This window comes from Streptomyces sp. NPDC055962 (genome assembly GCF_042270185.1).
Classification (GTDB): domain Bacteria; phylum Actinomycetota; class Actinomycetes; order Streptomycetales; family Streptomycetaceae; genus Streptomyces.
On the sequence record NZ_JBHJYN010000002.1, the window covers coordinates 366095 to 392795 of the forward strand.

19 protein-coding genes are annotated in these 26701 nt (G+C 74.6%); 8 read left to right on the top strand and 11 right to left on the bottom strand.

From position 1 onward, the window contains the following. Positions 1-2: 2 nt before the first annotated feature. The 5 genes from ACFC51_RS06945 to ACFC51_RS06965 all read right to left on the bottom strand — a co-directional run bounded on the left by ACFC51_RS06945 (position 3) and on the right by ACFC51_RS06965 (position 6239). Positions 3-884: a S8 family serine peptidase gene (locus ACFC51_RS06945; protein ID WP_376367025.1), complete on the bottom strand. Its 882-nt coding sequence runs from the start codon at positions 882-884 to the stop codon at positions 3-5. Between the two features lie 3 nt (positions 885-887). Further along, positions 888-4046: an adenylate/guanylate cyclase domain-containing protein gene (locus ACFC51_RS06950; protein ID WP_376527337.1), complete on the bottom strand. Its 3159-nt coding sequence runs from the start codon at positions 4044-4046 to the stop codon at positions 888-890. A 134-nt stretch (positions 4047-4180) separates the two neighbouring features. Next, the gene (locus tag ACFC51_RS06955) at positions 4181-4426 is read right to left on the bottom strand and encodes an aroma-sacti cluster domain-containing protein (protein WP_376367021.1); all 246 of its coding nucleotides are present in this window, start codon (positions 4424-4426) and stop codon (positions 4181-4183) included. Continuing rightward, positions 4423-5157, bottom strand: coding sequence for an iron-containing redox enzyme family protein (locus tag ACFC51_RS06960; RefSeq protein ID WP_376367019.1), 735 nt, complete (start codon positions 5155-5157; stop codon positions 4423-4425). The genes ACFC51_RS06955 and ACFC51_RS06960 overlap by 4 nt, the downstream gene beginning before the upstream one ends. Then, positions 5154-6239, bottom strand: coding sequence for a radical SAM protein (locus tag ACFC51_RS06965; protein ID WP_376527339.1), 1086 nt, complete (start codon positions 6237-6239; stop codon positions 5154-5156). The genes ACFC51_RS06960 and ACFC51_RS06965 overlap by 4 nt, the downstream gene beginning before the upstream one ends. A gap of 322 nt (positions 6240-6561) precedes the next feature. On the opposite strand from ACFC51_RS06965, the gene ACFC51_RS06970 reads away from it, so the two are divergent. The 3 genes from ACFC51_RS06970 to lanKC all read left to right on the top strand — a co-directional run bounded on the left by ACFC51_RS06970 (position 6562) and on the right by lanKC (position 10860). After that, on the top strand, positions 6562-6720 hold the full coding sequence (locus ACFC51_RS06970) for a hypothetical protein (protein WP_198959660.1): 159 nt from the start codon (positions 6562-6564) through the stop codon (positions 6718-6720). Between the two features lie 174 nt (positions 6721-6894). Next, complete coding sequence (locus ACFC51_RS06975; RefSeq protein WP_376527342.1) at positions 6895-8202, top strand: MFS transporter; 1308 nt, start codon at positions 6895-6897, stop codon at positions 8200-8202. A gap of 72 nt (positions 8203-8274) precedes the next feature. Continuing rightward, the gene (gene lanKC, locus ACFC51_RS06980) at positions 8275-10860 is read left to right on the top strand and encodes a class III lanthionine synthetase LanKC (RefSeq protein WP_376367013.1); all 2586 of its coding nucleotides are present in this window, start codon (positions 8275-8277) and stop codon (positions 10858-10860) included. Here lanKC and ACFC51_RS06985 read toward each other — a convergent pair. The 5 genes from ACFC51_RS06985 to ACFC51_RS07005 form a co-directional block, all read right to left on the bottom strand. Continuing rightward, the gene (locus ACFC51_RS06985) at positions 10847-12730 is read right to left on the bottom strand and encodes a BTAD domain-containing putative transcriptional regulator (RefSeq protein WP_376527344.1); all 1884 of its coding nucleotides are present in this window, start codon (positions 12728-12730) and stop codon (positions 10847-10849) included. The two genes, lanKC and ACFC51_RS06985, sit on opposite strands and share 14 nt — an antisense overlap. Before the next feature lie 314 nt (positions 12731-13044). Continuing rightward, on the bottom strand, positions 13045-15960 hold the full coding sequence (locus tag ACFC51_RS06990) for an AAA family ATPase (protein ID WP_376367009.1): 2916 nt from the start codon (positions 15958-15960) through the stop codon (positions 13045-13047). An 80-nt stretch (positions 15961-16040) separates the two neighbouring features. Continuing rightward, the gene (locus ACFC51_RS06995) at positions 16041-16235 is read right to left on the bottom strand and encodes a hypothetical protein (RefSeq protein ID WP_376367007.1); all 195 of its coding nucleotides are present in this window, start codon (positions 16233-16235) and stop codon (positions 16041-16043) included. A gap of 11 nt (positions 16236-16246) precedes the next feature. Continuing rightward, the gene (locus ACFC51_RS07000) at positions 16247-19471 is read right to left on the bottom strand and encodes a type 2 lanthipeptide synthetase LanM family protein (RefSeq protein ID WP_376527347.1); all 3225 of its coding nucleotides are present in this window, start codon (positions 19469-19471) and stop codon (positions 16247-16249) included. Between the two features lie 136 nt (positions 19472-19607). After that, positions 19608-20672, bottom strand: a complete 1065-nt coding sequence (locus tag ACFC51_RS07005) for a LacI family DNA-binding transcriptional regulator (protein ID WP_376527350.1) — start codon at positions 20670-20672, stop codon at positions 19608-19610. Between the two features lie 111 nt (positions 20673-20783). On the opposite strand from ACFC51_RS07005, the gene ACFC51_RS07010 reads away from it, so the two are divergent. The 3 genes from ACFC51_RS07010 to ACFC51_RS07020 are packed head-to-tail and all read left to right on the top strand — an operon-like array spanning position 20784 to position 23913. Beyond that, the gene (locus ACFC51_RS07010) at positions 20784-21935 is read left to right on the top strand and encodes a Gfo/Idh/MocA family protein (protein WP_376367001.1); all 1152 of its coding nucleotides are present in this window, start codon (positions 20784-20786) and stop codon (positions 21933-21935) included. Continuing rightward, on the top strand, positions 21932-23074 hold the full coding sequence (locus tag ACFC51_RS07015) for a dihydrodipicolinate synthase family protein (RefSeq protein WP_376527352.1): 1143 nt from the start codon (positions 21932-21934) through the stop codon (positions 23072-23074). The genes ACFC51_RS07010 and ACFC51_RS07015 overlap by 4 nt, the downstream gene beginning before the upstream one ends. Continuing rightward, positions 23071-23913 (top strand): sugar phosphate isomerase/epimerase family protein, encoded by an 843-nt coding sequence (locus ACFC51_RS07020; protein WP_376527354.1) that lies wholly within the window; start codon positions 23071-23073, stop codon positions 23911-23913. The genes ACFC51_RS07015 and ACFC51_RS07020 overlap by 4 nt, the downstream gene beginning before the upstream one ends. A gap of 225 nt (positions 23914-24138) precedes the next feature. Here ACFC51_RS07020 and ACFC51_RS07025 read toward each other — a convergent pair whose 3' ends face one another. Beyond that, complete coding sequence (locus tag ACFC51_RS07025; protein ID WP_376366995.1) at positions 24139-24522, bottom strand: winged helix-turn-helix transcriptional regulator; 384 nt, start codon at positions 24520-24522, stop codon at positions 24139-24141. A gap of 128 nt (positions 24523-24650) precedes the next feature. Here ACFC51_RS07025 and ACFC51_RS07030 point away from each other — a divergent pair, with 128 nt between their 5' ends. Together ACFC51_RS07030 and ACFC51_RS07035 are read left to right on the top strand one after the other, a co-directional pair. Next, positions 24651-25058, top strand: a complete 408-nt coding sequence (locus ACFC51_RS07030) for a RidA family protein (RefSeq protein WP_376527357.1) — start codon at positions 24651-24653, stop codon at positions 25056-25058. A 570-nt stretch (positions 25059-25628) separates the two neighbouring features. Continuing rightward, the gene (locus ACFC51_RS07035) at positions 25629-26663 is read left to right on the top strand and encodes a hydrogenase expression protein HypA (RefSeq protein WP_376366992.1); all 1035 of its coding nucleotides are present in this window, start codon (positions 25629-25631) and stop codon (positions 26661-26663) included. Positions 26664-26701 lie beyond the last annotated feature (38 nt).

Here is a 26701-nt window from a genome sequence, read left to right on the forward strand (position 1 = left end):
CGTCAGTTCTCGGAGTCGTCACGGGTATCTCCTGCCGCAGTGGAGGGACGCGGGTCCGCGTGCACGTTGGCCGCGGACAGGTAAAGGGCGTTCTTGAGCTGAAAGGCCGTCATCCTGGGGTGCCCGGACAGGACACGGGCGCAGAGCCCCGCGACGTACGGGGTGGCGAAGCTGTTGCCGGTGGTGCGGATCGTCGTGCCGCCCAGCCACGGCACCGACACGTTCTGCCCCGGCCCGAAGAACTCCACCGGCGGCTGCGGGTTGTACAGGTGAAGCTCGTCGTCCTCCTGGTGGCTGCCCACGGAGATCACCGAGGCGAACCGCCAGGGGAAGCTCTCCACCGGCGTGTTGTGCGCCGACGCGACGATCACCGTACGGCCGAAGTAGGCCTGGTCGGCCAGCCCGTGCAGCTCGGGGGCGAAGCGGGACCGGGTGGTCGACAGGCTCAGGTTCACCACGTCGAAGCGCTGCTCCACGGCCCACCGCAGCCCGGCCATCAGGACGTCACCGGTGCCGGAGAAACGCTCGCCGAGCACCCGCACGCTGTGGATCTCGCAGTCGGGCGCGGTGCGGCGGATGATCCCCGCGCATGCCGTCCCGTGCCCGCAGGTGTCGCCGGTGTTTGTCGGCTCGACCGTGACCGCCCCGCTCCCCGGGTCCTTGACCACCACCCACGAACTCTCCACGGGACCCACCAGCGGGTGGTCGAGCTCCACGCCCGAATCCACCACGCACACCCGCACACCGCGCCCCGTCGCCTGCTTCGCGGGCAGACCGCCCGGGGGCCCCTCGTCCGCGGGCACCGGTACGTCTTCGGGGCCGCGCCCGCGCAGGCTCCAGGTGAGCCCCTGCCCCGGCACCGTGCCTGTTCCGACGGTTCCCATCGGTCAGCTCCTCTCCGTCGTGGTGACCATGGCCTCGTCCGGCACGCAGCCGGCGGCCAGGCGGGCACCCGGAAGGTGCCCCTTGCTCACGAAGTGCTCCCGCGCCGCCCGTGCCGAGGCCAGGGCGGGAGCCCGCCGCCCCAGCGCGAACAGGGTCCGGGCCCGGTCCAGCTCCGCCGTCGCCCGGACCAGCGGGGAGTCCGTCAGCAGCGACGCCCGCACCGCCCGGTCGGCGTGACCGGCCGCCTCCGCCGGACGCCCGTCGGCGGCGGCCAGCCGGCCCCGCAGCCCGTTCAGGTCGACGGCGTCCGCGGGGCTCAGCTCCGCCGCCTCCCCGACGCCCGCGACCCAGGCCGCCGCCCGCCGGGTCCGGCCCCCGTCGAGCTCGATCCGGGCCGCGTCCAGCGCGACCGCCGTCCGCAGCCCGCCCGCGTCGGCGCGCCGGGCCGCCTCGTCCGCCCGCGCCAGCAGGGCCAGCGCCGCCGGGCCGTGGCCGAGCAGCGCCTCCACCGCGGCCCCGAACACCGGCAGGAACACCTCGGCCTCGGCGAACCGCAGCTTCCCGGCGAGATCCCGGGCCTCGGCGATACAGGCACGCGCCTCACGCGGCCGGTCCTGGAGGGCGTACAGCACCGCGAGCGGGCAGTTGAGGGTGAGCCGGACCGTCGGGCGGCCCTCGCCGTGCGCCGCGAGCAGCGCACGGCAGCGGGCCACCGCCTCGGGGGCCGGCACCGGACCGCGCCACAGCGAGATGCCGATGGCGCCGAGAGCGCCGGCCCGTTCCGGCTCGGCCCCCGCCAGGACCGCCTGCTCCAGGGCGCACGCCTGGTCGCGTTCCGCCTCCTCGTGCCGGCCTGCCTGCTGGAGGTGCTGGGCGAGCCTCAGATGCGACCTGGCCCGGCCGACCGCGTCCCCGGCCGCCTCGAAGACCGGGAGCACCGCCCGCGCCGTGGCCGTGAGACCGGGGCCCGGGCCCGAGGGATCCAGCACCGCGAGCGCGAGCCTGGCGTGCGCGGACTCCACCGGCACCGCCTCCATCCCGCTCACCCGGCGCAGCAGTCCGGCGCCGCTCGCGGTGCGCCCGAGGGCCACCCGGACCTCGCCGAGCCTGCGGACCGAGCCCGCGTCCTCCGGGTCCAGCTCGACCGCCCGCTCCAGCAGGTCGTCCGCCCAGGTGAGGTCGGACCGGGACGCGGCCTGGGCCCCGGCGCGGCCCAGCGCGGCCGCTGCACGGCCGCGGAGCTGCCCGGTCCGGTCGTCGAGCAGCCCGAGCTCGGTCCGGTAGCGGCAGGCCCGTTCGAGATGGCCGCCGACGGCGCCGTCACCGGCCCGCAGCACCCGGGGCAGTTCGGCCGCCCAGGCGTGGCGGTCGGCCTTGGCCCGCTTGGACAGCGACGCGTACGTCACCTCGTGCACCAGACCACTGCTGAACCGGTAGCCCGACTGCCCCGTCCCCGGAGCGGGTTCCACCAGGCGCCGCCCGGTCAGCGCCGCCAGCACCTCCTCGATGCGACCCAGGTGGTGAGCCCGTTCCGCGGGGGACACCTCCACCACCGCGGGGCCCCGCCGCTCCGCGAGCCGCGCGGACGTCTCCAGCAGGAGGAGCTCCACCGCGGTGAACTCGCGGCCGACCACGGCGGCGAGATCGACCACGGTCCGCTCCGTCCGGGCCAGCGCACCGATCCGGGCGCCGAGCAGGGCCTGGAGCGTGGGCGGCAGCCCGCCGCCTCCGTCCGAGGCGACCCTGTCCACCCCGCCGCCGACCAGCAGCTGTTCCAGATGGAGGGGATTGCCCTCGGCACGCGACAGGAGCCGCTCGTCCACCGGGCCCGCGCCGCCGTCGAGCCCCGCCAGCAGTTGGGCGAGCCGGAGACTCTCCTCGCGGGGCAGCCCCGTGAGCTGGAGGCAGCCCTCGGTGTCGGCCGTCCCGTCCGGGCGGCCCACACAGACCATCAGCACACCGGCCGGCCCCGTACCGTCCGCCAGCCGCTCCAGCGTGCGCATCAGCAGGGGCGCCGCCTCGTGGGTGTCGTCGAGCACCAGCACGTAGGGCCGGCTCCGGGCGGCCCGGCCCAGCGTCGTGGCCAGGGCGGCGCACAGGTCCTCGAACGGGGCGTTCGGCGTCCCGTCGCGCAGTACGCCCGCGGAGAGCAGGGCCGCCGCGTCCTCGGCCGCCGTGCCCGACCGGGCGGTACGGCCCCGCGGCCGCTCCGGGGCGGCGGTGAGGTCCGGCACTCCGCGCAGGGCGTCGGCGAGGGGGGTGAGCGTGCCCTGGTCGCCGTGGGCACGGCACCGGCCGGCCCCGTAGGAGAGGAGTCCCGAGGCGGAACGCCGTGCCAGCCACTCCCGGATGAGCCGGGTCTTGCCGATGCCGGGCTCGCCGGAGACGCGCAGCAGACGGGCACTGCCCTCGCTCACCGTGTCCGACAGGGCCGCGTCCAGCGCACCCTGCTCGGAGTGACGTCCGACGAAGGGCACGTCGAAGCGGCGCAGCAGCGCCGGATCGTCCGCGCCCAGGGCCAGCAGCCGGTAGGCCTCCACGCTGTCCTGCTTGCCCTTCAGCCGGAGCGGCCCGGTGGGCTCGGCGGAGACCGTGGGCCCGGCGGCGAGCAGGGTGTCCGGGCCGAGGAGGATCTCGCCGGCGCCGGCGTGCTGCTCCAGGCGTGCGGCGATGTTGACGGTCTCTCCCGAGACCAGGGCCTGACGGGCCGTCGCGTCGCCACCGGCGACCACCTGGCCGGTGTTGACGCCGATCCGGGTCGCCAGGGTGATGCCGAGCGTCGCGCTCAGCTCCTCGTTGAGCGCGGCCAGGGCGTCCCGCATGCCGAGCGCGGCGTCCAGCGCACGCCGGGCGTCGTCCTCCCGGACCACCGGCACACCGAACACCGCCATCACGGCGTCCCCGATGAACTTCTCCGGAGTGCCGCCCCGCGCCACGATCTGTGCGCTCATCGCCTCGAAGTACCGCAGCGTCACCGTGCGCAGGGTCTCCGGGTCCAGGACCCCCGACAGGGCGGTGGAGCCGACGAGGTCGCAGAAGAGCACCGTCACCGGCTTGCGCTCGTCCTCCCCGGGGGCTGCGGCGACGGCGCACGGCGTCCCGCAGGACGAGCAGAACCTGGCGTCCTCCGGCAGGTCCTGGCGGCACGTGGGGCAGTTCATGACGATCCCTTCTCTGCGGGGCCGGGCGGGGCGGGGCTGTCGGGCGGGCAGGGCCGGTGCGTACCGGCCCTGCCCGCCGGGTCCGCGGGGTCCGCCCCCGGGCCCCGGGACCGGCCGGACCGCGCGGACACGGCTCAGAACAGGGCGCCGCCGGCGATCTCGCCGTGTGCCCGGACCTCGGGTTCGACCGCGTCCAGCCGGCTCTTGATGTCCAGCAGCACGGCGAGTTCCTCCTCCGTGAGCTGGCTGAGCACGAGCCGCTGCTCGTCGGTGAGCATGTCCACCGGCAGACCGGCCTCGTGCAACGCGGCCGGCAGCACGGGCGGTTCACCGTGCCCGGGTGTCCCGGGGAGACCGCTGCTGTCGGGTGGTCCTGTCATGGGGTGACTCCCGTCGGTGAGAGAGGTCCGGCCCTCCGCGGCGGCGGCGCCGCCGCGGAGCGCCCGAGCCGGACGAACAGCCTGGTGAGCGCGTCGAGGGAGTGGAGGGCGCTGACCGTCACGTCGGACTCCTGGCCGCGGGTCAGCGGCAGCCGGTCCAGCAGCGCGTACAGCTCGTCCAGGTGGCCCGTGTCCAGCGCCGCGTGCTCCCGCACCGTCCGCAGGGCGGTCTCCGGCAGACCGGTCGTGCGCGCGATGCGGGAGGTCAGGCCTGCCGGGGGCGCGTACCCCTCCAGCACCGCGATGTAGCCGAGCAGGGCCACCGGGTGGTGGTGCTCGATCCAGTAGTACTGGGAGCCGGCGAGCGCGGCGACGACCGGCGAGGGCATCGGGGCGAGGGCGTCGGCGGGCAGCGAACCCGTCGCACGGATGTCCTCCAGCAGCCAGACGTCGTGGCCCTCCTCCTCCCGGATGTGCTCGCGGAGGTACGCCGCCAGCGGACCTGCCAGCGGATCGCCGCAGACGTCCAGCAGCACGGCCCGCTCCAGGGCGCGTTCCATCAGCGGGACGGAGGCCCGCACCACGGCGTGCATGGCGCACAGATAGCGCCGGTAGCGCGGCAGCAATTCCTCCTCGCGCCACATGTGCCCCATCGCGCGCAGCAGTTCCGCGTCCAGCAGCCCCAGGGTGACCCGCAGCCGTGCCGATGAGCTCGGCCCGGCGGCGCTCACCGGGAACCGCCCGCGGCGGTCACGCGGGCCGTGACCAGCGGCGCGTACGCGGCGCAGCCGTGATGCCGTACGACACCCACCGGCCCCTCGGCCGCTCCGCGGTGGGCCGCGGCCAGGTCCAGCAGCGCACCCGCGGCCCCCGCCGCCACCGCGTCCGCCTCGGCGGCGACCCTGCCGTCGGACCCCAGGGACCGGCAGCCGTCGCAGTAGGAGGCACCCCGGGAGGGGACACCGGAGCGCGCGGCCAGATGGGCGGGGCCGACCGTGCGGATCATGCGCAGCACGGGAGACTCCAGGGCCCGCCGGCGTACGGCCGCCCAGTCGTCGGTGGCGAGGTGCCCGAGGCGCAGGTGGGCGGGGGCCGGCCGCCGGTCCACGGTGTCCTGGTTGCAGCAGGCGAGCACCGTCCCGTCGAAGGCGACCACCGGCCAGGCGGCCATGGCGCACGGGGAGACCGCGCCCGCCTCCGGACCGGTGCGGGCGGACGCCGCCCAGGAGGCGGCCCGGCCGAACGGCCGCACCTCGTTGACGAGCGAGGGGACCTGACCGCCGAACTCCTCGTCCACGGCGCGGGTGATGTCGGCGAGGTAGGGGTCGTCCGCCCCCGCTCCGGTGAGGTGGAAGCTCACCGCCACACCCGCCTCCCGCACCCGGTGCACGGCGCGGAACACGTCGGCGCGGGGGATCTCCCGCTCGTGGTGGGCGTCGAGACTCGCGGAGAAGTGGTCCACCCCCGCGATGGCGCGCAGGACCGACGGAGGAATCTCCCGCGAGCGGGCGAAGAACATGCCGCTGAGCAGCGCCGTGCGCGAACCGGCGGCACGGGCCAGGGCGCTCAGCTCCTCGACGAGCGCGGGCAGCAGCAGTGGCTCGCCCCCGGTCAGCATCACCACGTCGGGCCGGTTCGCGGTGGTGAACGAGCTCACGAAGCGCACCAGTTGGCGCGCGTCGGGCTCCTCCCGCACGGCCAGGGACGATCCGGTCGAGCAGTGGGCGCAGCTCAGGGGGCAGCGCCGGGTGAGGCCGAGCAGCAGACCGGCGGCCGGGAAGGGCCGCCGTCCGACGAGTTCGCCGAGTTCCATGCGGGGCCGCCTCCTTCAGAGGGCCGGGGCGCGTCAGGCGCGTACCCAGGTTCCGGCGCGCCGGTTCGGAGGCGGTCCACGGCCGGTTCGGGAGCGGTATGGGCCCAGCTCACCGGCCCCGCCGGACCCCTCAGGGCCACCCCGTCCGGGCCGTGCACAATCTCCGAACTGCCCGGATACCACTGCCATACCGCTGCCGAAGCGTCTCCCAGGCCGGCCGTCCTAACTTTCTCGGCAACGGCAGGCAGCAGCCCGCCGCACCGGACCGCGGGACATCCCGCCGGCCCCGGGCCAGTGCAGTCACGAGTGGACGGAGACCACCATGTCCGAGAACACCCAGCCCGTCGCCGACGACAACAACGACGAGACCCCCGAGGTCGAGGCGCACTCCGTGCTGGACCTCCAGGAGACGGCCAACAAGGAGATCGAGGCGCCGGGCGGCAGCTGCGTCAGCGTGATCAGCGTCGTCCTCGCTGACTGACCGGGCACACCGGGGCGGCGCCACGGAGGACGGGGCAGGACCTCCCGCCGTGGCGCCCGGCCGGCCGGTGATGTGGGGCGGTTCCGTCGTGACGGAGCCGCCCCGCCGTCGCTTCCGCGGCCCGGACGGGCCCGCACCCCTCGTCATGACCCAGACCGTCCAGGGGAGTTCACGATGACCACGCCGCTGCGCGGCAACAGGGATTTCCGGCTGCTCTGGCTGAGCGGCCTCTTCGCGGTCCTGGGCGGACAGATGAGCTCCCTCGCCCTTCCGCTGCTGGTGCTCAAGGAGACCGGATCGGCCGTGCAGGCCGGAGCCGTCGGAACGGTGTCCGTGGGCGCCGTGCTGATCACGATGCTGCCCGGCGGGGTGATGGCCGACCGTGTCGAACGCCGCCGGCTGATGCGGGTCTGCGACGTCGGCAGCCTGATCGCCGTCACCGCCCTCACCGCGGCCGTCTGGTCCGGGCACGTCCCCATGGCACTCGTCCTGCTCTGCGCCACGGCGGGAGCGGTCATCGGCAGCGTCTACGGGCCTGCCGTCTTCGGCCTCATGCGCGCGGTCGTCCCGGCCGACCAGATGGGCACCGCCACCGCGCGGCTCCAGGCACGTACCCAGACCGCCCGGCTCGTCGGACCCCTCGTCGGGGGAGCGCTGTTCGGCATCCATCCGGCCCTGCCCTTCGCCGCAGAGGCGCTGGGCCTGCTCCTGTCGACCGTCTGCGTGGCCCTCGTACGCACCCGGTCCCGGGCCAGGGCGAAGGCCGGCGCTGTGTTCAGCAGGCGCGAGCTGCTGGCGGGCCTGACCTTCCTGTGGGGCCTGCCCTACCTCCGCACGGTCCTCCTCGTCTTCGGCCTGGGCATGAACTTCGCGTTCGGGGCACTCACCTTCACCGCCCTGACCGCGTTCTCCGACGGCGGCACGTCCGGCGTCGGCGGCGGCTTCGTCCTCACCTGTGTCTCCGCCGGGGCGCTGTCCGGGGCACTGCTCGCCCCGCGGCTCCGCCCCGCCCGGCACTCCCGGGTCCTGATCGTCGCCACCTGCTGGACCTGTGTGGCGGCTGCCGGGGTGATGGCCTGGATCAGCCTGCCGGTGGTGGCCGGGCTCATGTGCGCCCTCACCATGTGCCTGTCGACGATCGCCAGCATCGGATTCCTCTCGAAGCTCCTGGTCGTGACCCCGGAGGAGCGCGTGGGCCGGGTGCAGAGCGCGGCGGGCTTCCTGTCCTCGATGGTCCAGCCCTTCGGGCCGCTGGCCGGAGGAGCCCTGCTGACCGCCTTCGGCGCCCGATGGGCCTTCGCCCTGACGGGCTGCGTGCTGGCCGTCTCCGCCCTCGTGGTCACCTTCGCCCGCTCGGCGCGCACGGAGCCCTCCCCGCACCGGGCGGAGGAGCCCGCCGTCCCGACGGAGCCCGGCACCGGGCCCGCCCCGGACCCGGACCACGCACCGGCGGGCGCGAAGCCCGCCGTCACCGGGGACTGATCCGCGAACCGGGGCCGCCGCCCACACCCACCGTCCGCCGCCCCCGCGGGCTTCGAGAAGAGAGAGCCGAGCGTGCCAGGCATCCAGGAAACCCAGCTGTACTGCCTCGCCGACCGTACGTACTTCGACACCCCGGCCCGGCTGCCCGACGAGGAGTCGCGGTACCGGCTCGACACCGATCCGCCTCCGCCGGGCTGGCGCCGCGAGGCCGTGGGCCTGTGGACCTCGCTGGTGCCCGAACACGCCGAGCTCGCCGAACAGGGGTGGAAGATCCATGTGTCCACCGTCCCCGGCGAGGCCGAGGACACCCTGCGGGACACCGCCCGGATCTGCGTCCGCCACGGTGTGCCCTTCAAGTTCCTGCGCAGCGAGCAGGCGCTGCTGCTGATGGCGGGCAAGCACATCAACCGCAGCGGCGCGGGCAAGTTCATCGCCGCCTACCCGCCCGACGAGACCGTGTCCCTCGCCCTGGCCGACGAACTGTCCCGGACCCTGGCGGGACGCAGCGGCCCCTACATCCTCAGCGACCTGCGGATCGGCGACGCACCGGTCTACACCCGCTACGGCGCCTATGTGCCCCGCTGGTGCGACGACGCCGAGGGCCGCCGGGTCCTCGCCCTGCGCGACCCGTCCGGGAAACTCGTCCCCGACGAGCGCGGGGTGGTGTTCCGGGTTCCCTCGTGGGTCGAGGTCCCCGAGGCCCTCCGGCCGCACCTCGCGGCGCGCGCCGCCGCACGCGACGACTCCTTCCCGTACACGGTCACCGGGGCCCTCCAGTTCTCCAACGCCGGAGGGATCTACCTCGCCGAGGACCGGGGGACGGGGCGGCGCGTGGTCCTGCGCGAGGCGCGCCCGCACTGCGGCCTCGACGGCGTCGGCGACGACGCCGTCACCCGCCTGCGCCGCGAGCACCGGGCGCTGACCGCGCTGGCCGGACTGGACTGCGTACCCGAGGTGTACGGGGTGCGGACGGTGTGGGAGCACCACTTCCTCATCGAGGAGTACATCGAGGGGAACACCCTGCTTGAGGAGATCGTCGCCCGCTTCGCCCTCGTACGCGGGGCGGACTCGGCGGACGAACTCGCCCCCTACGTCGCGTGGACCGAGGCGGTGACCGGTGAACTCACCCGGGCACTGGAGGAGATCCACGCGCGGGGGCTGCGCTTCGGCGATCTGCACCCCTCCAACATCATCGTCCGGCCCGACGGCCGGATCGCCCTCGTCGACTTCGAGTACGCCACCGCCCTGGACGACCCGGACATCCCGCTGGCCGGTGGCCAGGGCCTCCAGGCCCCTCAGGGCACCCCCGGGGCGGAGGCCGACGCCTACGCGCTCTGGGCGACCTGGCTCTCCATGCTGATGCCGGTCATGGAGATGGCCGGACTCGAAAGGGCGAAGGCCCTCACCCTGGAGAGCTGGGCCCGCCGGCGGTACGGCCTTCCGGACGGGGCGGGACCCCGCAGGCCCGGACTGCTCGGCGGCCTCGACGCGTCACGGCGGCGGGAGGCCGAGGTGGCCGCCCTGTTCGAGGGGCCCGGGATCGACTGGGCGGGGATCCGCACCCGGCTCCTCGCCGGCATCCACGCCGGAGCCACACCCGGACGGACCGACCGCCTCTTCCCGGGCGGCCCGGATCTCTTCACGACCGGCGGGACCGATCTCGCGAACGGCGCGGCCGGCGTCCTGTACGCCCTGCACCGGACGGGCGCCCCCGTCCCCGGGGAGTGGGCCGACTGGCTCGCGGCGGCGGCGCTGCGCAGGGATCCCGCCGGGGCCGGCGGACTCTACGACGGGCTGCCCGGCGCGGCGCTGGTGCTCTCCCTCCTGGGCCGGACCGAGCAGGGACGGGAGGTGTGGGAGCGGGCGGAGTCCGTCGCGCAGGCGACCGGGTCGGCGGATCTGTTCACCGGCCGCGCGGGCACCGCGCTCGCCGCACTCCGCATGGCCCGCGTGGACGGCGCCGCTCCCGATTCCCGGCTCGTCGACGGCGCCCTGCGCACCGCCCGGGACCTGGACCGGCTGGTGCGGGGCGAACACGTCGACGGCATGAAGCCGCCGGAGTCGGCCGGGCTGCTGCGCGGTGCGAGCGGAGCCGCTCTCCTGCTCCTGGAGCTGCACGCCCTGACCGGTGAGGACTGGCTGCGCAGGGCCGCGCGCACCGCCCTGGAACGGGAGGCCGGACACCTGGTCACCATGGACGACGGATCGCTCCAGGTGAAGGACGGCCGGCGCCATCTGCTCTATCTCGGACAGGGCAGCTCAGGGGTCGCACTGGTCGCCCAGGCGTACACGGCCCGGTACGAGGACGAGGCACTGAGCGCCCTGATCCCGGGCGTGGCCAAGGGCTGCGCCATGGAGTTCGTCCGTGAACCGGGGCTGTTCACCGGGCGTGCGGGCCTCGCCGCGGCGGCGGGCCAGCTCGACCCCCTGACCCGGACCGGGCCCGGCGTCATGGCCTCCGTGCGCAACCTCGCCTGGCACCTCGTCGCTGACGAGGACGGGCTGCTCGTCCCGGGAGCGACACTGCGGCGCTTCTCCGCCGACCTCGGCACCGGGGCGGCGGGGCTGCTGCTCGCCCTGCACTTCCTGTCCGGGGCCCGGGACACGGCCGGCGCGGAGCGTCCCCCGGGTCTGCTGGACCTGCTCACCCTCGGCTGAGGAGGCGGGAAGCGCCGCTCCCGAAGGAGAGCGGTGCTTCCCGCACTCCGGCCGCACCGGGTCCCGCCGCCTCGCGGGCGTACAGGCAGAGCAGGCGCGGCACCTCGTACAGCGCGGCGTGTGCGGTGACCTCACCCGCGGGGGAGGTCACCGCGCCCGTGTCGATGAGCGCCTCGACGGCGCGTATGGTGCCCCGTTCGTCCCGGTCCAGCGCCGCCATCGCCCGCTCCAGGGTGAAGGCACCGTCCCCCGCGTCGCCCGCGAGCCTGGCCAGTGCCCCGCGGTTGTCCGCACTCAGGTCCCGCCAGCCCGCGGCGAGACGGGAGCGGACGGACACGTCTCCGGCCACCAGCTCGTCCAGGGCGGCCGTCGGGTCGTCGAGCCGGTCCGCGTACTCCGCCAGCGGGAGGTGACGCAGCACCGCCAGCCGCATCCCGCTCACCGCCACCGCCAACGGCAGGCATCCGCAGGCCCGCACGATGCGCAGCGCCGCCGTCCGGTCCGTCCGGACCCGGTCCTCGCCGATCAGCGTCCCCAACAGCTCCAGCGCCTCGTCGTCCCCCGGAGCGGCCAGGGCCGTACGGTGCACGGACTCCAGCCCGGCCAGCTGACGGCGGGCGGTGAGCACGACCGAGCACCGCCCGGACCGGGGCAGCAGCCCGCGCACCGAGGCCTCGTCGGCGACATCGTCCAGCACGACCAGCGCCCGGTGCCGCGACAGCCAGTCCTGCCAGGCGCTCTCGGCCCGCACCGGATCCGGCCGGCCCGGTCCGCCCACGTCGCACAGCCGCCCCAGCTCGTCCAGCATGTCGTTGCGGTCGCGGGGCGAGCCGTCCTCCCGCCGGGCCCGGACATGGACACGCCCGTCGGGGAACCCGTCCGCGAGAAGGTGGGCGGCGCGGACGGCCAGCGCCGACTTCCCCACCCCGGCCGGACCGGAGACCACCAGCACGGATCCGTCCGCACCGCCGGACACCTGGAGCAGCCGCGCCAGTTCGTCGTCGCGGCCGGTGAAGTGCCTGCTGTCCGCGGGCAGCGACGCACCACAGGCGGCGCCGCGGGAGGCGGCGGGACGGGTGGCCCGGCCACCTCCGAGCATCGACCGGTAGAGGGCCGCCACCGCCGGGCTGGGCTCCAGACCCAGTTCCCTGGCGAGCAGCTGGCGGTAGTCCTCGTACACCGCCAGGGCCTCCGCCTGACGCCCGGTCTGGTGCAGGGAGTTCATCCACGCCGCCCGGAGCCGCTCCCGGAACGGGTGACGCTCCACCAGGTCCCGCAGGCCGTCCAGCGCCGAGCCCGCCCGGCCCGTCTCGATCTCGGCCTCGGCCCAGTCCTCGTAGACCGTGAGGCAGCGGGCCTCCAGCCGCTCGGCCTCCTCCGCCACACCGGCACTGTCGCGGAGGTCGTGCAGCGGCGGACGCTCCCCCCACAGGTCCAGCGCCTCCCTGAGCAGCCGGGCGGCGGTGCGCAGGTCCCCCCGCTCCCCGGCCGCGCGGCCCGCGCGGGCCAGCGTCCGGAAGCGCAGCGTGTCGAGCTCGCCCTCCTCCACCCGCAGCCGGTAGCCGCCGCAGTCGTGCACCACCCGGCCCCGGTCGTCGCCGTCCGCGCCCCCGAACAGCGCGCGGGCGGCACTGACATAGACCTGAAGGTTCTTGCGCGCGGTCCGCGGCGGCCCCTCGGGCCAGACCACGTCGGTCAGCACGTCGACCGGTACGGGGGTGTTGGGACGGGACAGCAGGGTGGCCAGGACCAGCCTCTGCTTCCGTGGCCCGAGCGGCAGCGGCCTGCCGTCGATCACCGCCGTGAGCGGCCCGAGCAGCGAGAAGTACACGGTGCCGGCGGAGCCGGGGCGAACGGAGGATGGGGGCATCAGCGGGCCTCCTGGCCGGGGGAGGGGCGACGAGCTGCCGTACACCGGTCGATCCTGCCGCGGTGCGGAGCGGCGCACATCGGTACGCGGCCCGCATCTTCCGGGGCGCACCCCCGACCCCTGCCGCCCGGGGCCCCCATGTTGCGGGGGCCTTCCCCCACCCTCCCGGTCCCCGGCCCGCAGCCTCACCGACCGGCCGGCGCGACCCCACGGGCGGCCGGCGCCCACGGGGGGACGGTCAGCTTCACGGCGGCCGGCGCCCACGGGGGGGACGGTCAGCCTCACGGCGGCCGGCGCCCACGGCCGGCGCGGCCTCAGGGCTGGTCGACCGCGTACTCCGCGGCGAACTCGCACAGCGCCGTACGGTTGGCCCGGCCCGTCTTGCTGAGCAGGCTGGCCAGGTGCTTCTCCACCGTGCGGGGCGAGATGGACAGCCGCTGGGCTATCTGCTGGTTGCCCGGCCGCTCCGCCAGCAGGACGAACACCTCGTACTCGCGCGGAGTCACCCCGTTGGTCCGCAGCATCGGGGGGATGCGGTCCCGGCCGCCCCGGTGCTGGGTCACGCTCACCCCGGCCTGGCGCAGAGCCGCCCGGCACGCCGCCGCCGGGGGCTGCACCCCGGCTCCGTGGAAGTACTCCTCCGCCGTGCGCAGCCACACGACGGGCTCTCCCCACCCGTCGGCCAGTGCCGCGTCCGCGACCAGTCTCAGCCCGAGGTGGCGGGCGACGGGGAAGGCCGCGGACCGGGCGTGGAAGGCGGCCGTCCGCTGTGCGGCACCCGCGGGGTCGCCCTCACGGCCGAGCAGGACCGCCTCCGCCAGTTCGAGGAACTGGCGGTTCCAGGCCAGGGCGGCACCGGGGGAGCCGGCCACGTCCTCGTACTCCCCGCGGGCCGCGTCGCCCGCCAGCACCCGCAGCAGCGGGCGGAGTCCGTAACGGCCGCTCAGGTAGTAGTAGCTGGGATGGTCGAGCTCCCAGGCGAGGACGGCGTCCAGTGCCGCGAGGGCGCGGGGGCGGTCCTCGTCCAGCAGCGCCCCGATCGCCCCGCAGAAGCCCAGCCGCAAGGGCACCAGGGCGGACCGGTCACCCCCCGCCCTGCGGAACGCGGCCAGGGCCCGGTCCGCCTCCCGTCTTCGGCCGCGGTGCGCCGCCATCGCCGCCCCGGCCAGCAGCAGGTACCGGTGGGCGCCGTGGTTGCCGATCCTCGCGCTCGCCTCCACCGACCGTCCGGTGATCTCCTCCGCCTCGTCCCACCGGGCCGACATCACCGCGTTCATCGCGAGCAGCCCGTCGACCGTCTGCGCCAGCAGCAGCGAACCCAGCTCCGCCGCCGCGGTCCGTGCCGAGTGCAGACGGGCCGCGTCGCCGGTCCGCATGAAGCTGTTCACCCCCAGCCGTACGAGTGCCTCCACCCGCCACAGGGGCAGGGAGTGCTCCGTGGACAGGGCGAGCATCCGCTCCAGGCACGCGTCGGCGGCGTCGAACCCGCGCTCCCTGGACAACAGCGCCAGCAACTGCCATGCCTGGCAGGCCACGACCGGGAGCCCCTCCGCCTCGGCGGTCTCCGCGGCGGCGAGGGCGGCCCGTTCGGCCGCCTCCGGCTCGCGCCTGTCCTCACCGGGGAGCAGCGAGAGGTGGCCGTCGACGACCGCCAGCGACGCCCGGCGCGCCGGGGACGGGGACGCGCCGAACAGGTCGTTGGCCGCCTTGATCTGACGGGCCGTGTCGGCGGCCCGCTCCGCCATGACGGCCACCCAGGCGATCTTGATGTGGACGTCCCCCCGCCGGGCGGCCGCCTCGGAGTGGGCGGGGACCGGGGGCAGGGCGTCGGCGAGCGCCAGGGCGCCGTCCAGATCGCCGCCCTCGGCCCGGGCCACCGCCAGTGACTCGGTGATGCCGGCGGCGTCGGTCTCGGCCGCCAGCGGGAGGGAACGTTCCAGCAGGACCACGGCCGAGCCGTGCGAACCCGCCGCGAGCATCCGCCGCCCCGCCTCGGCGAGCTGGAGGGCCGCACCGGCACGGTTGCCCGCCGCGAGCTCCAAGGAGGCCAGGAGCTGCCGCCGGTCCTCGTCGAGCGGCTCCCCCGCGTGCTCGACGGCCGAGGCGGCACGGCGGGCGAGCGCGGCGCGCTCGGCCGGTGCGAGGGAGGAGACCAGGGCCTCGGCGGTGAGGGTGTGACGGAAGGTGTAGCGGTCGGGGGCCGCCCCGTCGGGGGCGATGGCACCCGTCTCGACCGCGGACCTCAGGTGGGTGAACAGGGCCCGGTCCTCCAGCCCCGTGACGGTCTGGAGCACCGTCACGGAGAACTGGCTGCCCAGGGTGGCCGCCGTCAGCAGCAGGTCCCGCACCGGCTCGTCCATCCGGTCGAGCCGCTGGGCCCAGCTCCGGAGGATGCGCGACGGAAGGATGCCGTCCGGCTGCTCCGCCGCTTCCCAGCCGTCCCCCGCACGCCGCAGTCTGCCCGTGTCGAGCAGGTCGTCGAGCAGCACCTCGACCAGGTACGGGTTGCCCGCGGCGCGTTCGACGAGCCGCTGGTGGACCGCCTCGGGTATCCGCTCGGGCGGTGTCTCCAGACAGGCACCGGTCAGCGTCCGGACCTCCGCGTCACCGAGCCCCCGTAACTCCACCACCGTCGCGGTGTGCCGCTGCTCGGCGGAGCGTACGAGGTCCTGCGCGGCCCCCGGTTCGGGGCGCAGGGTGCCCAGCAGCAGGACGGGGAGGTCGGCCAGGTTGTCCACGACGTACTCGACGACCGCCACGGTCTCCGTGTCGCAGTCGTGCAGGTCCTCCAGCAGCACCACGCAGCCGGTCTCCCGGCCCAGGACCGACAGCAGCCGCAGCAGCGCCTCGGCCAGCTCGACGACGGTCTCCGTGTAGCCGGCGGACGCCCCGGTCCGCCATTCCGGCACCAGCCGGGCCAACGCCGGGTGATACGGGGCCAGTTCCGGTTCGGACGGGGTGCCGGCCGACCGGAAGTGGGACGAGAGCGCCTCCATCAGGGGGCGGAAAGGGACGACCAGGCCGGTGGAGCCCGCCCGGCCGCGCAGCACCGGCATCCCCAGCCCGTACGCCCGGTAGGCGCACTCACCCACCAGCCGGGACTTACCGATCCCCGCTTCACCGACGAGGAACAGCGCGCGCCCCGAACGCCGTCGCGCGGCGTCCAGGGCGCTGCTCAGCAGGCCGATCTCCTCGTCACGTCCGACGACGACCGGCGAATTCGCACGCATGGCCGCAGGCTACTGGAGCCGTACAGAGTGCGGCAGTAGGCGCATTCCCGCTCATGACGGTGCGCCCCGTAGGGAAAGGGTTACATCGGGACCGTGAAGGTGGTCCACGGCAGGTCGGGGCCGGTCGGGTCCCCGTCGGAAGCGCTGAGGAGCCTGCTGCGCAGACCGAGTCCGCCCCTGTTCCCGAGCGATATCCGGCCCGCCGGGTGCTCGCATGCGCCCTCGTGCGCCGTGGCGGCGTCCGCGTATCCGGCCGATTCGCTGATCTGCGTCATCTCTGCCTCATCTACTGGTCGTTGGTCGACAACGTCATTGCGGAGGACCGGTCGGTCCCCGCCGAGTGGCGCATGAGCAGTGCCGGGCCGATCCGGTCGGGGAACCCCGCCCGCAGCAGTCCGTGTCCGATGCCCGACAGACCGGTGAGCAGTCCCGGGTGAGGTGTGTGTCCGGGCGTCCCGCAGTGCGTCTGCGCCCGGTCGGCGGCCGCCAGCAGGGTGCCGGTCCTGCGCAGCCAGTGGGGGCGCAGACGCGGCAGTCCGGCATGGCCGAGCAGTTCCAGCACGCCCAGCTCGCCGTGGCAGAGGCTGTCGTTCCCGGGCGGCGCGGACCGGGCCACGTCACCGGCCCGCTCCTCCAGCCAGGCGCGCAGTTCGGGGTCGGCCAGGGCGTCGGGGCTGTCGGCCACCGCGAGCGAGACCCCCGCCGCCCCCTCGCACCAGGCCCCGCCGGGGCCCGCGCCGCGCGCGGCACCGCGCAGGGCGTCCAGCCCGGCGCTCCGGTGGCGCGGCCCCCCGCCCGCCCCGGCGAACCGCAGCAGCGCCCAGCCGGTGCCCGCCGCCCCCTCCGCGAAACCGCCGGACGAGGGCGGCGCCGCCGCCAGGAGCCGTTCGGCGCAGAGTTCGGCGCCGCGCCATGCCTCGGCCCGGCCGGTCGCGCGGTGCACGGCGAGCAGCGACACCAGGCCGCCTGCCGCTCCGCCACGCACCCCGAGCCCCTCCTCGGCCGCGGCCGCGGCGGCGGCCAGCCGCGTGGCCGGGCCCGCCCAGTCCCGTATCCGCTCGTCGTCCAGCAGCGTCCCGACCTCGGCCAGGGCGTACGCGATGCCGCCGAGGCCCGAGAAGGCACCCGAGCCGAGCAGCGCGAGGTCCTCACCGCACCGGTGCAGCGTGTCGAGGAGTCCCGGTACCGGCGCCAGCGCGGCACGGGCTGCGTCGGCGTAGCGGGACGCGCCGGTCAGGGACGCCAGCTGCGCGAGGAACAACGCGGGACCGGTGTAGCCGCCCCCAAGATCGGCGGCCAGCGGCGTGAGACGCCAGTAGCGTTCGCCGAGCAGCTCCAGGCCGATCCAGTTGGTCCGGCTGCCGCTGTGGTACGCGAGCGAGACGAGCTGGTCGCCGACCGAGCGCGCGGCGGAGAGCAGGCGTTCCGGCTCCGGCGCGGTCGCCTCGGTCCGCGGCCTGCCGCCGCCGGCGGCCCGGTGCGGGGGCTCGGCGGAGGTGCTCACCATGGCCGTGCGGATGATCCGTTCCTGGTCCTGGCGGTCCACCGTGTCGAGGGCGCGGATCTTGGCCTCCACCCGCGCCAGCCCGGTGGGTCCGGCGAGTTCCCGCACCTCACGTCCGGTGCCGCTGTGCACCCGTGTGCTGTCCGGGCGCGTGGTGAAGACCGGCACATCGCCCTGCCACAGCTCCGCGATCTCCTCGTCCTCCAGGCCGGGCAGCGCGGGGGAGCCCAGGGCCCCGGTGCGCAGCAGCGCGAACACCTGCTGGCGCTCGGTGGCGTCCCGCATCAGGTCGGGGTGCGTCGACTCGTGCAGCAGCGTCGCGTACGTCCAGGTCGGCCGGGGGACGAAGCGGATCTCGTCGTCGGCGAAACGGCGCAACAGCCCCTCCGCCCCCAGCAGTTCGTCGCGCGAGTCGCTGACGGCCGTGTACGCCCCGCGGAATCCGTCGCAGAGCGCGTCGGTGAACCGGAACGGATCGGCCGGGGCCCCGTCGAGCGTGGGGCGGTTGGCCGATTCGGTGAACCGCCCCGAGGCGCGCACCAGGTGCATGGTGTCGGTGCCCGCCGCGGCCCAGGAGGCCGTCTCCAGCGGGGAGGAGGCCGCCCGGCCGCCGCCGACGGCGGACATGTCGAGCGCGGAGCTGTCCCCGACGAGCAGCTGAGGGAGCAGCCCGACGCGGTGGACGGAGGCGTGCAGGGCCCGGGCGGCCGGATCGGCGGGCGGGGCCTGCGTCAGCGGCGGGTGGAACAGCGTCTCCACGTCGACGAGGACGGGGTGCGGCCCGCAGGCGATGAGGTTCTCGTGGTGCAGGTCCGTGCCGTCCAGGACGTGCAGCAGCGCGAGCAGGGCGCCCAGCCGCCGGTAGAAGAGCGTGGTCTCGGCCGTCGAGAGGCAGGGAGCACTCGTGATGAACTCCGCCCAGCCGTAGGCGCCCCGGTCGAGGACACGCGGCGCGCGCAGGGCGGGCGTCCCGGCCGGGGAGTCGGCCGGGAGGTCTGCGGGGGAGCCGGCGAGGGATCCCGTGGGGAAGTCCGCAGGGGAGTCCGTACGGGTGTCCGCATGCGGGTCCGCATGGGAGTTGAACCACTCCACCAGCGCCTCGAAGTGCCGGTGGGCGGCGAGCGGGCGCGGCTTGTAGACGAGCCGGGCGCCGTCGGCGAACCGCAGCAGCATCACCGACCTGCCCCCGCGATGGCTGTCGCCCGAGCCGGACTCGACCCCGGTCAGCGTGTGCGGCCCGTAGCCGGCGGAGCCTCCCGCGCCCCGGTCCCCGAGCACCGTGGAGGACCCCAGGAGCTCGCGGTCCGCCGCGAGTCTGGCGAGCATCTCGGCGAAGGCGTCGGCCGCGTTCATGGCCGCCTGTGCGAGGACCCTGGCGAGGACCGGGTAGCGGGTGACCAGCGAGGTGAGACCGGCCCGGCCCGCGGTCAGCCGCAGGAAGTCCCGGAAGCGCTCACGGGGTCCCTCGCCGCTCAGCCTGCCTCCGGTCCGCGCCTCGTGCAGTTCCGAGACGAGGGTCCGGGCGGCCAGTACGGCCAGGCGCCGGGCGACGTCCTGCCGGAAGCCGTCCACCACGCCGGCCGGGCAGGAGGCCTGCCCCCGTGCGGTGTCCCCGGACACCGCACCCGCCAGCCGGTCCGCGGCCAGGGCCGCGAACGGAGCGACCACCAGGTGGAAGCCGGTCAGATCCGGGTACGCCCGGTCCGCGATCCGTGCCTCCCGCGGCGCCAGGGCGACGGCCTCACGGACGAACGCGGCCCAGCCGGGCTCCGTGTCCGCGCGGGGCCCGACAGCTCCGGGCACCCACCACGGATCACCGTGGTCCCGGGCGCCGAGGAGAGGAGCGGTGTCCGGCACCGGGGCGTGCCCGGCGCTGCCGTCGGCCGCCGGGCCGTGCGGTGCGGCCACCGGCTCGCGCGGTGCGGCGGCGGGGGCGTGCGGTGCGCCGGCCGGGGCCTGCGGTGCGGCCGTCCGGTCCGTGTTCCCGATCGCTTCCTTCTCCACCACCGCGTTCACCTCCCCGGTCGAGGGAGGCCTCAGTGGTCCTCCCACGCACATCCTGGAGGGCGGCCGGGTCCGGCACATGGGGGAGTCGCCCCCATCTTTACGGCCGCGAGGCCCCGGGGCGTACGGGTGCCGTGGTTCAGCGGGCCGGAGCGGCGGTCGATCCCCGTTCCATGAGCTCCGCGTGAATGGTCGCCACGCCTCCCGGCGGGGGTGTTTCCTTCCCCATCGCGAGCCGTCCGGCCTGCGCCCCCGCCTCGAACAGCGGCAGCCGTACGGTCGTCAGAGCCGGAACGGCGTCCACCGAGAACGGCAGGTCGTCGAAGCCGGCCACCGAGACGTCCTCCGGAATGCGGAGCCCCCGCTCCCGGACCGCCGCGCATGCACCCAGCGCCACGGTGTCGTTGGCGGCGACGACGGCCGTCACCTCCGGTTCGCGGCGCAGGAGTTCGAGCGTGGCGTCGTAACCGGAGCTCCGGTCGTACGGGCCGTGCAGGGTGACGCTCTCCTCGTCCCCGTAGAGCCCCGCCGCCTTCATGGCCTCGCGGTGGCCCTCCAGCCGGTGCCGGGTCGTGGTGCGCTCCAGGGGGCCGGCGACGTAGCCGATCCGCCGGTGCCCCAGGGAGATCAGATGCTCGGTGAGGCGCCTGGCACCGCCCCGGTTGTCGAAGGCCAGCGAGGCGGCCACCGCGTCGGTGTCCGGGAGCGGAGGCCGCCCGCAGAAGACGATCCGGGTGCCGGCGTCGGCGAGCTTCGCCAGCTTCGCCGCCATCGCGGCCTGGTGGGCCGGGTCCTCCAGCGCGCCTCCGGTGAGCACGACGGCCGCGGCGCGCTGGCGCTGGAGGAGGGTGAGGTAGGTGAGTTCGCGCTCGGGGGAGCCGCCGGTGTTGCAGACGACGGCGAGCTTCTCGCCGCCCCCGCGGCCGGAACCGTCGCCCGGACCGCCGATCTCGCTCTGCGCGGCCCCGGCCATGATGCCGAAGAACGGGTCGGCGATGTCGTTGACGAGGATGCCCACCAGGTCGGACGTGGCGGCGGCGAGCGAGCTGGCCGGACCGTTGAGCACGTAGTCCAGCTCGTCCACCGCGCGCAGGACCCGCTCCCGGGTGGACGAGGCCACCGGGTAGTTGCCGTTCAGGACACGGGACACGGTGGCCGGGGACACCCGGGCGCGGGCCGCCACGTCCGCCAGGGTGACTGTCATCGCTCTCCTCCGAGGAGTTGTGGAGCGGCCCCTCTTGTCCGGGCCGCTGTCGGCAGGCTAGCGTCATACCGGATAGAAAGCGCTTGCTACGGCTGTATGGAGGGAATCTTCGTGACACGCAGGACAGTGCGCATCGCCATGAACGGCGTCACGGGACGCATGGGATACCGGCAGCACCTGGTGCGCTCGATCCTCGCGATCCGCGAGCAGGGCGGCCTCGACCTCGGCGACGGCGAGGTGCTCTGGCCGGAGCCCGTCCTCGTCGGCCGCCGTGCCCACGCCCTGGAGGCGCTCGCCGCGCAGCACGGTCTGACCGAGTGGTCGACCGACCTGGACGCGGTGCTCGCCGACGAGTCGATCGACATCTACTTCGACGCCCAGGTCACCTCGGCCCGCGTCGAGGCGATCAAGAAGGCCATCGCCGCCGGCAAGCACATCTACACCGAGAAGCCCACCGCCACGGACGTCGAGGGCGCCCTCGACCTGGCCCGCCTCGCCCGCGACGCCGGCATCAAGCACGGCGTCGTCCAGGACAAGATCTTCCTCCCGGGCCTGCTCAAGCTGAAGCGCCTCATCGACGGCGGCTTCTTCGGCGAGATCCTCTCCGTGCGCGGGGAGTTCGGCTACTGGGTCTTCGAAGGCGACTGGCAGGATGCCCAGCGCCCCTCCTGGAACTACCGCGCGGAGGACGGCGGCGGCATCGTCGTCGACATGTTCCCGCACTGGGAGTACGTCCTGCACGAGCTCTTCGGCCAGGTCACGAGCGTCTCCGCACACGTGCAGACCCACATCCCGCAGCGCTGGGACGAGCAGGGCAAGCCCTACGCCGCCACCGCCGACGACGCCGCGTACGGCATCTTCCAGCTGGCGGGCGGCGCCGTCGCGCAGATCAACTCCTCCTGGGCGGTGCGCGTCAACCGCGACGAGCTCGTGGAGTTCCAGGTCGACGGAACCCACGGTTCCGCGGTGGCGGGCCTGCGCAACTGCCGTGTGCAGCACCGCTCGGCCACCCCCAAGCCGGTCTGGAACCCGGACCTCCCGGTCACCGAGCCGTTCCGCGACCAGTGGCAGGAAGTCCCGGACAACGCCGAGTTCGACAACGGCTTCAAGGCCCAGTGGGAGCTCTTCCTGCGCCACATCGTCCTCGACGAGCCCTACACCTGGGACCTCATGGCCGGCGCCCGGGGCGTCCAGCTCGCCGAGCTCGGCCTCAGGTCCTCCGCCGAGGGCCGCCGCTTCGACGTGCCGGAGCTGAGCCTGTGACCATCCATCTCCCGCAGGGTCCGTACGAACCCCGGACCACCCCGCTCGACCTGGCGCCGGACGGGGCGCCGCTCGCCTCCCGCACGGTCTTCTCCGCCGCCCATGTCGTCGCCGACCCGTACGCCGACATCAGCCCCGGCGACCCGGCCGCCGTCGACTGGGACGCCACCCTCGCCTTCCGCCGCCACCTCTGGTCGCACGGCCTGGGCGTCGCCGAGGCCATGGACACCGCACAGCGCGGCATGGGCCTGGACTGGGCCGGAGCGGCGGAGCTGATCCGCCGCTCCGCCGCCGAGGCGAAGTCCGTGGGCGGCAGGATCGCCTGCGGCGTCGGCACCGACCAGCTCACCGGACCCGCCACCCTGCCGGAGGTGCGCGCCGCGTACGAGGAGCAGCTCGCCTTGGTCGAGGGGAGCGGCGCCCAGGCCATCCTGATGGCCTCCCGCGCGCTGGCCGCCGCGGCGGACGGCCCCGAGGACTACCTGGAGACGTACGCCCATCTCCTGCGCCAGGCCACCGAGCCGGTCGTCCTGCACTGGCTCGGCCCCATGTTCGATCCGGCGCTGGAGGGCTACTGGGGCAGCGCCGACCTCGACGCCGCCACCGACACCTTCCTGAAAGTCATCGCCGAACACCCGGACAAGGTCGACGGCATCAAGATCTCGCTCCTGGACGCCGAGCGCGAGATCGACGTACGGCGCCGGCTTCCCGGCGGGGTGCGCTGCTACACCGGCGACGACTTCAACTACCCCGAACTGATCGCGGGCGACGACCGGGGCTTCAGCCACGCGCTGCTCGGGATCTTCGACCCGCTCGGACCGCTCGCCGCCCACGCGGTGCGGGTCCTGGACACCGGCGACGTCCAGGGGTTCCGCGATCTGCTCGACCCCACGGTCGAGCTGTCGCGCCACCTGTTCAAGGCCCCCACCCGCTTCTACAAGACGGGCGTGGTCTTCCTCGCCTGGCTGGCGGGCCACCAGGACCACTTCACGATGGTCGGCGGACTCCAGTCGGCGCGGTCGCTGCCACACCTGGCGAAGGCGTACGAACTGGCCGACGGCCTCGGTCTGTTCCCGGACCCCGAGCTGGCCGAGTCGCGCATGCGCGCACTGCTGACCGTCCACGGAGGACGCCGATGAGCACCGGACTCTCCCGTCTCTCCATCAACCAGGAGACGGTCCGGCAGCTGTCCCTGCCGGAGCTCGTCGAGGGCTGCGCCAAGGCCGGCATCGGGCAGGTCGGTCTCTGGCGGGCTCCCGTGCAGGAGTACGGCGTCGAACACGCCGGACGGCTGATGAAGGACGCGGGCCTGACCGTCACCAGCCTCTGCCGAGGCGGATTCCTCACGGCGTCCGACCCGGCGGAGCGGGCCCGCGCGCTGGACGACAACCGTGCGGCCGTCGACGAGGCTGCGGGCGTCGACACCGACACCCTGGTCCTGGTCTCGGGCGGACTCCCTGCCGGGGAGAAGGACCTGCACGCCGCCCGTGAGCGGATCGCCGACGCACTGGCCGAGCTGGCGCCGTACGCGTACGAGCGGGGTGTCCGGCTCGCGATCGAACCGCTGCACCCGATGTTCGCCTCGGACCGCTGCGTGGTCTCCACCCTCTCCCAGGCCCTGGACCTCGCGGAGCGCTTCCCTGCCGAGCAGGTCGGGGTGGTCGTCGACGCCTACCACCTCTGGTGGGACGACCAGGTCGCCGCCCAGATCGCCCGGGCGGGCGCCGGGGGGCGGATCCACTCCTTCCAGCTGGCCGACTGGATCACCCCGCTCCCGGCGGGTGTTCTGGTGGGCCGGGGTCAACTGGGCGACGGCTGCGTGGACTTCCGGGCGATGCGCCGGCAGGTCGAGGCGACGGGCTTCGACGGGCCGATCGAGGTCGAGATCTTCAACGAGGGACTCTGGGCCCGCGACGGCGCCGAAGTGATCGCCGAAGTCGCCGCGCGCTACCTGGAACACGCCTGCCTGCCGGCCTGACGACCGACCCGGGTAAAGAGACGGTCAAGCCGTGCAACCATTCGGCACCCTCCCCGGTCGTACTCAGCGTCGGGACTTCCGGGGAGGGGTCCGGGGGGATCGGGAAGCCCGACGGAGGGGGAAAGCGAGGGGGGTCCGGCCTGTGGGCCGGGCCCCATTCCGCTGTCCGGGCATGGTTCGCCCGAAGGGGGCGACCAGCCGCCGGCGCGCCCGGTCCGTGACGTCTCAGCCGCCGTCGAAGCCGCTCCGCGCCGCCTCGATGTGACCCAGGTTGCGGTGGGTCCACTCGCACATCACGTCGACCGTCTTCCGCAGCCCCTGACCCGGCTCCGTGAGGGTGTACTCGACCTTCGGCGGGACCGTCGGGTACACGGTCCGTCCGACGAGACCGTTGCGCTCCAGCATGCGCAGGTTCTGGGTGAGCATCTTGTGACTGATCCCCTCGACCGCGCCCCGCAGTTCGCTGAAGCGCAGGGTGCCGTCGCCCAGTGCCTCGATGATCAGAAGCGCCCACTTGTTGGCGACGTCCGAGAAGATCTCCCGCGCCAGCGAATCCGCGCGCCTCAGGTCGGCCTGCTCGTCCTGTGCACCGCTGTACTGCTTGCTCACCTTCTGGTTCCCCTGTCACTGAAAAGTGCGTTCTTCCACGTCAGCGCTGACTCTCTTACGGTTTCCCAGTAACCACAAGAGAGCACGTGCCGTCCCTGCCGGGACCGCGCGACGAGGAGGCGGACAGCATGGCCATCACCCTGACGAACCCCTCGGGGCTGCCGGAGAACGACGTCTACCGGCAGGTGTCGGTCGCCACCGGCTCGAAGCTGGTCTTCGTCGCCGGGCAGGTCGCCTGGGACGGTGACGGCGTCACGGTCGGCGAGGGCGACCTGGCTGCCCAGGTCGAGCAGTGCTACGTCAACGTCGCCACCGCGCTGGCAGGCGTCGGCGCCTCCTTCGGCGACGTGGCGAAGCTGAACGTGCACGTCGTCGACTGGACCCCGGAGAAGATGCCCCTGCTCCTGGAGGGGATCTCCCGGGCATCGGCCCGGCTGGGGACCACGCCGACGCCGCCGGCCACCCTGCTGGGCGTCGCCGCGCTGGACGTCCCCGGGCACCTGGTCGAGGTCGAGGCCACGGCCGTCATCGACTGAGGGGACGGGGCGAGGCCCCGGCCGGGCGCCCCTCCGGTGTTCCCGAAGGGGTGTGCCGCCGGTGCGGGCTGCGTCGGCCGACCATGGTCGAGGGAGTTCCTGTACCGTCGTCCCGGGCCCGGACCGGTCAAGCGTGTCAGCCCTTGATGCCTGCCAACACACCTGCGGTGACCGGGACTTCGCTCATCCGACGGACGGGGAGGGGGAGTCCGGTCGTGCGTGGACGCGGAGCGCGACACGCTGCCGAACCTCCATATGAGTAAGGACATTGGCATGGCACGTCAGCATGATCCTTCCAGACGCATACCGCCGGGTCCCGGCGCGTCGTCCACGGCGGCAGACCCCGGGACCGGCGCCCAGGACCCGGAGAGCGGGAGCGTGAGGAACGGGAGTACGGAGAGCGGGAGCCCGGGGAGCGGGAGTCCGGAGAGCCGGGGCTCCGAGAACGAGGCGGGGGAGGGTACGGGCGCCCGGACGGGGAGCGCGCGGCGAGCGGGCTCCGCCGGAGCTGCTGCCACGGCTGCCGGTGCCGCGCCGGACACCGGTGTCCCGGAGCCGTCGACGCAGGAGGTGCCCGAACCGGCCTCGGCCGACCCCGAGGAGGAGAAGGCGACCCCGGCTTCGACGGCCCCCGCCTCCGCCCCCGACCCCGTTTCCGCCCCCGACCCCGGTCCGGCTGCCGTGCAGGCGACCACCGGCGCCGTCGGCGGGGCCCCGGGCACGGCGGTCGCCGTCGCCGCGGCGGGCAGCGGTGGTGCGGGCACGGGGACGCGCACGACAGGTGAACTGGCCGGCAGCCGGCCGAAGAAGCCGATGCTGGCCGCAGCGGCGGTCATCGGCGCGATCCTGGTCTCCGTGCCGTTCCTCGTGGCGGGCCAGGACGACCGCAAGCCCGAGAGCGACCGCACGCAGAACGCGGCAGGCACCGTCCTGGGCGCCGAACGCTCCGAACAGCCGGAGAACTACACCAGCGCGTCACCGAGCCCCTCCGCGTCTCCGAGCAAGGAGAAGGAGAAGGAGAAGCCGTCCGAATCACCGGCCGCCAAGCCGGTGGCCGTACCACCGCCGGCCACGCCCGCGCGCAGGCCCGCGGCCACGGTGACGGCGAAGGCGCCGCCGGCCACGGCTGCCGGCGCGTTGAGCGGCCTCGCCAAGAGCGACCCCGAGGGGCGGCACATCTGCTACCGGGCCTTCGTGTCCGGAAGCGGCTGGCAGACACCGGTGTGCGACGGGACGATGGCCGGGACAGCGGGCCAGGGCAAGCAGATCACGGCCCTCAACATCGCCGTGTGGAACGTCGGCGGGTCCTCCGCCAACGCCCTGCTGCACGACCAGGGTTCGACGAACGGCAGCGCCACGTGGGCCCCGAGCTGGACGGCGACCGTCGCGGACGGCAAGGACAACTACATCGGCAGTGCGAAGAGGGGCGCCGCGTTCCTGACGGGCTTCGCCATGAACATCGGCAACGGCAGCGTCTGCCACACGGCCAGGCTGGACGGCGGCGGCTGGGGCCCGCAGTACTGCAAGAACAGCCGGCCGGAGTACATGTTCGTCGGCACCACGGACAACACCAAGTGGTTCGAGGCCGTGAAACTCACGGTGTGACCACGGGGCTTCGGCCCGCGAGGGGGAGCCCCCCGGTC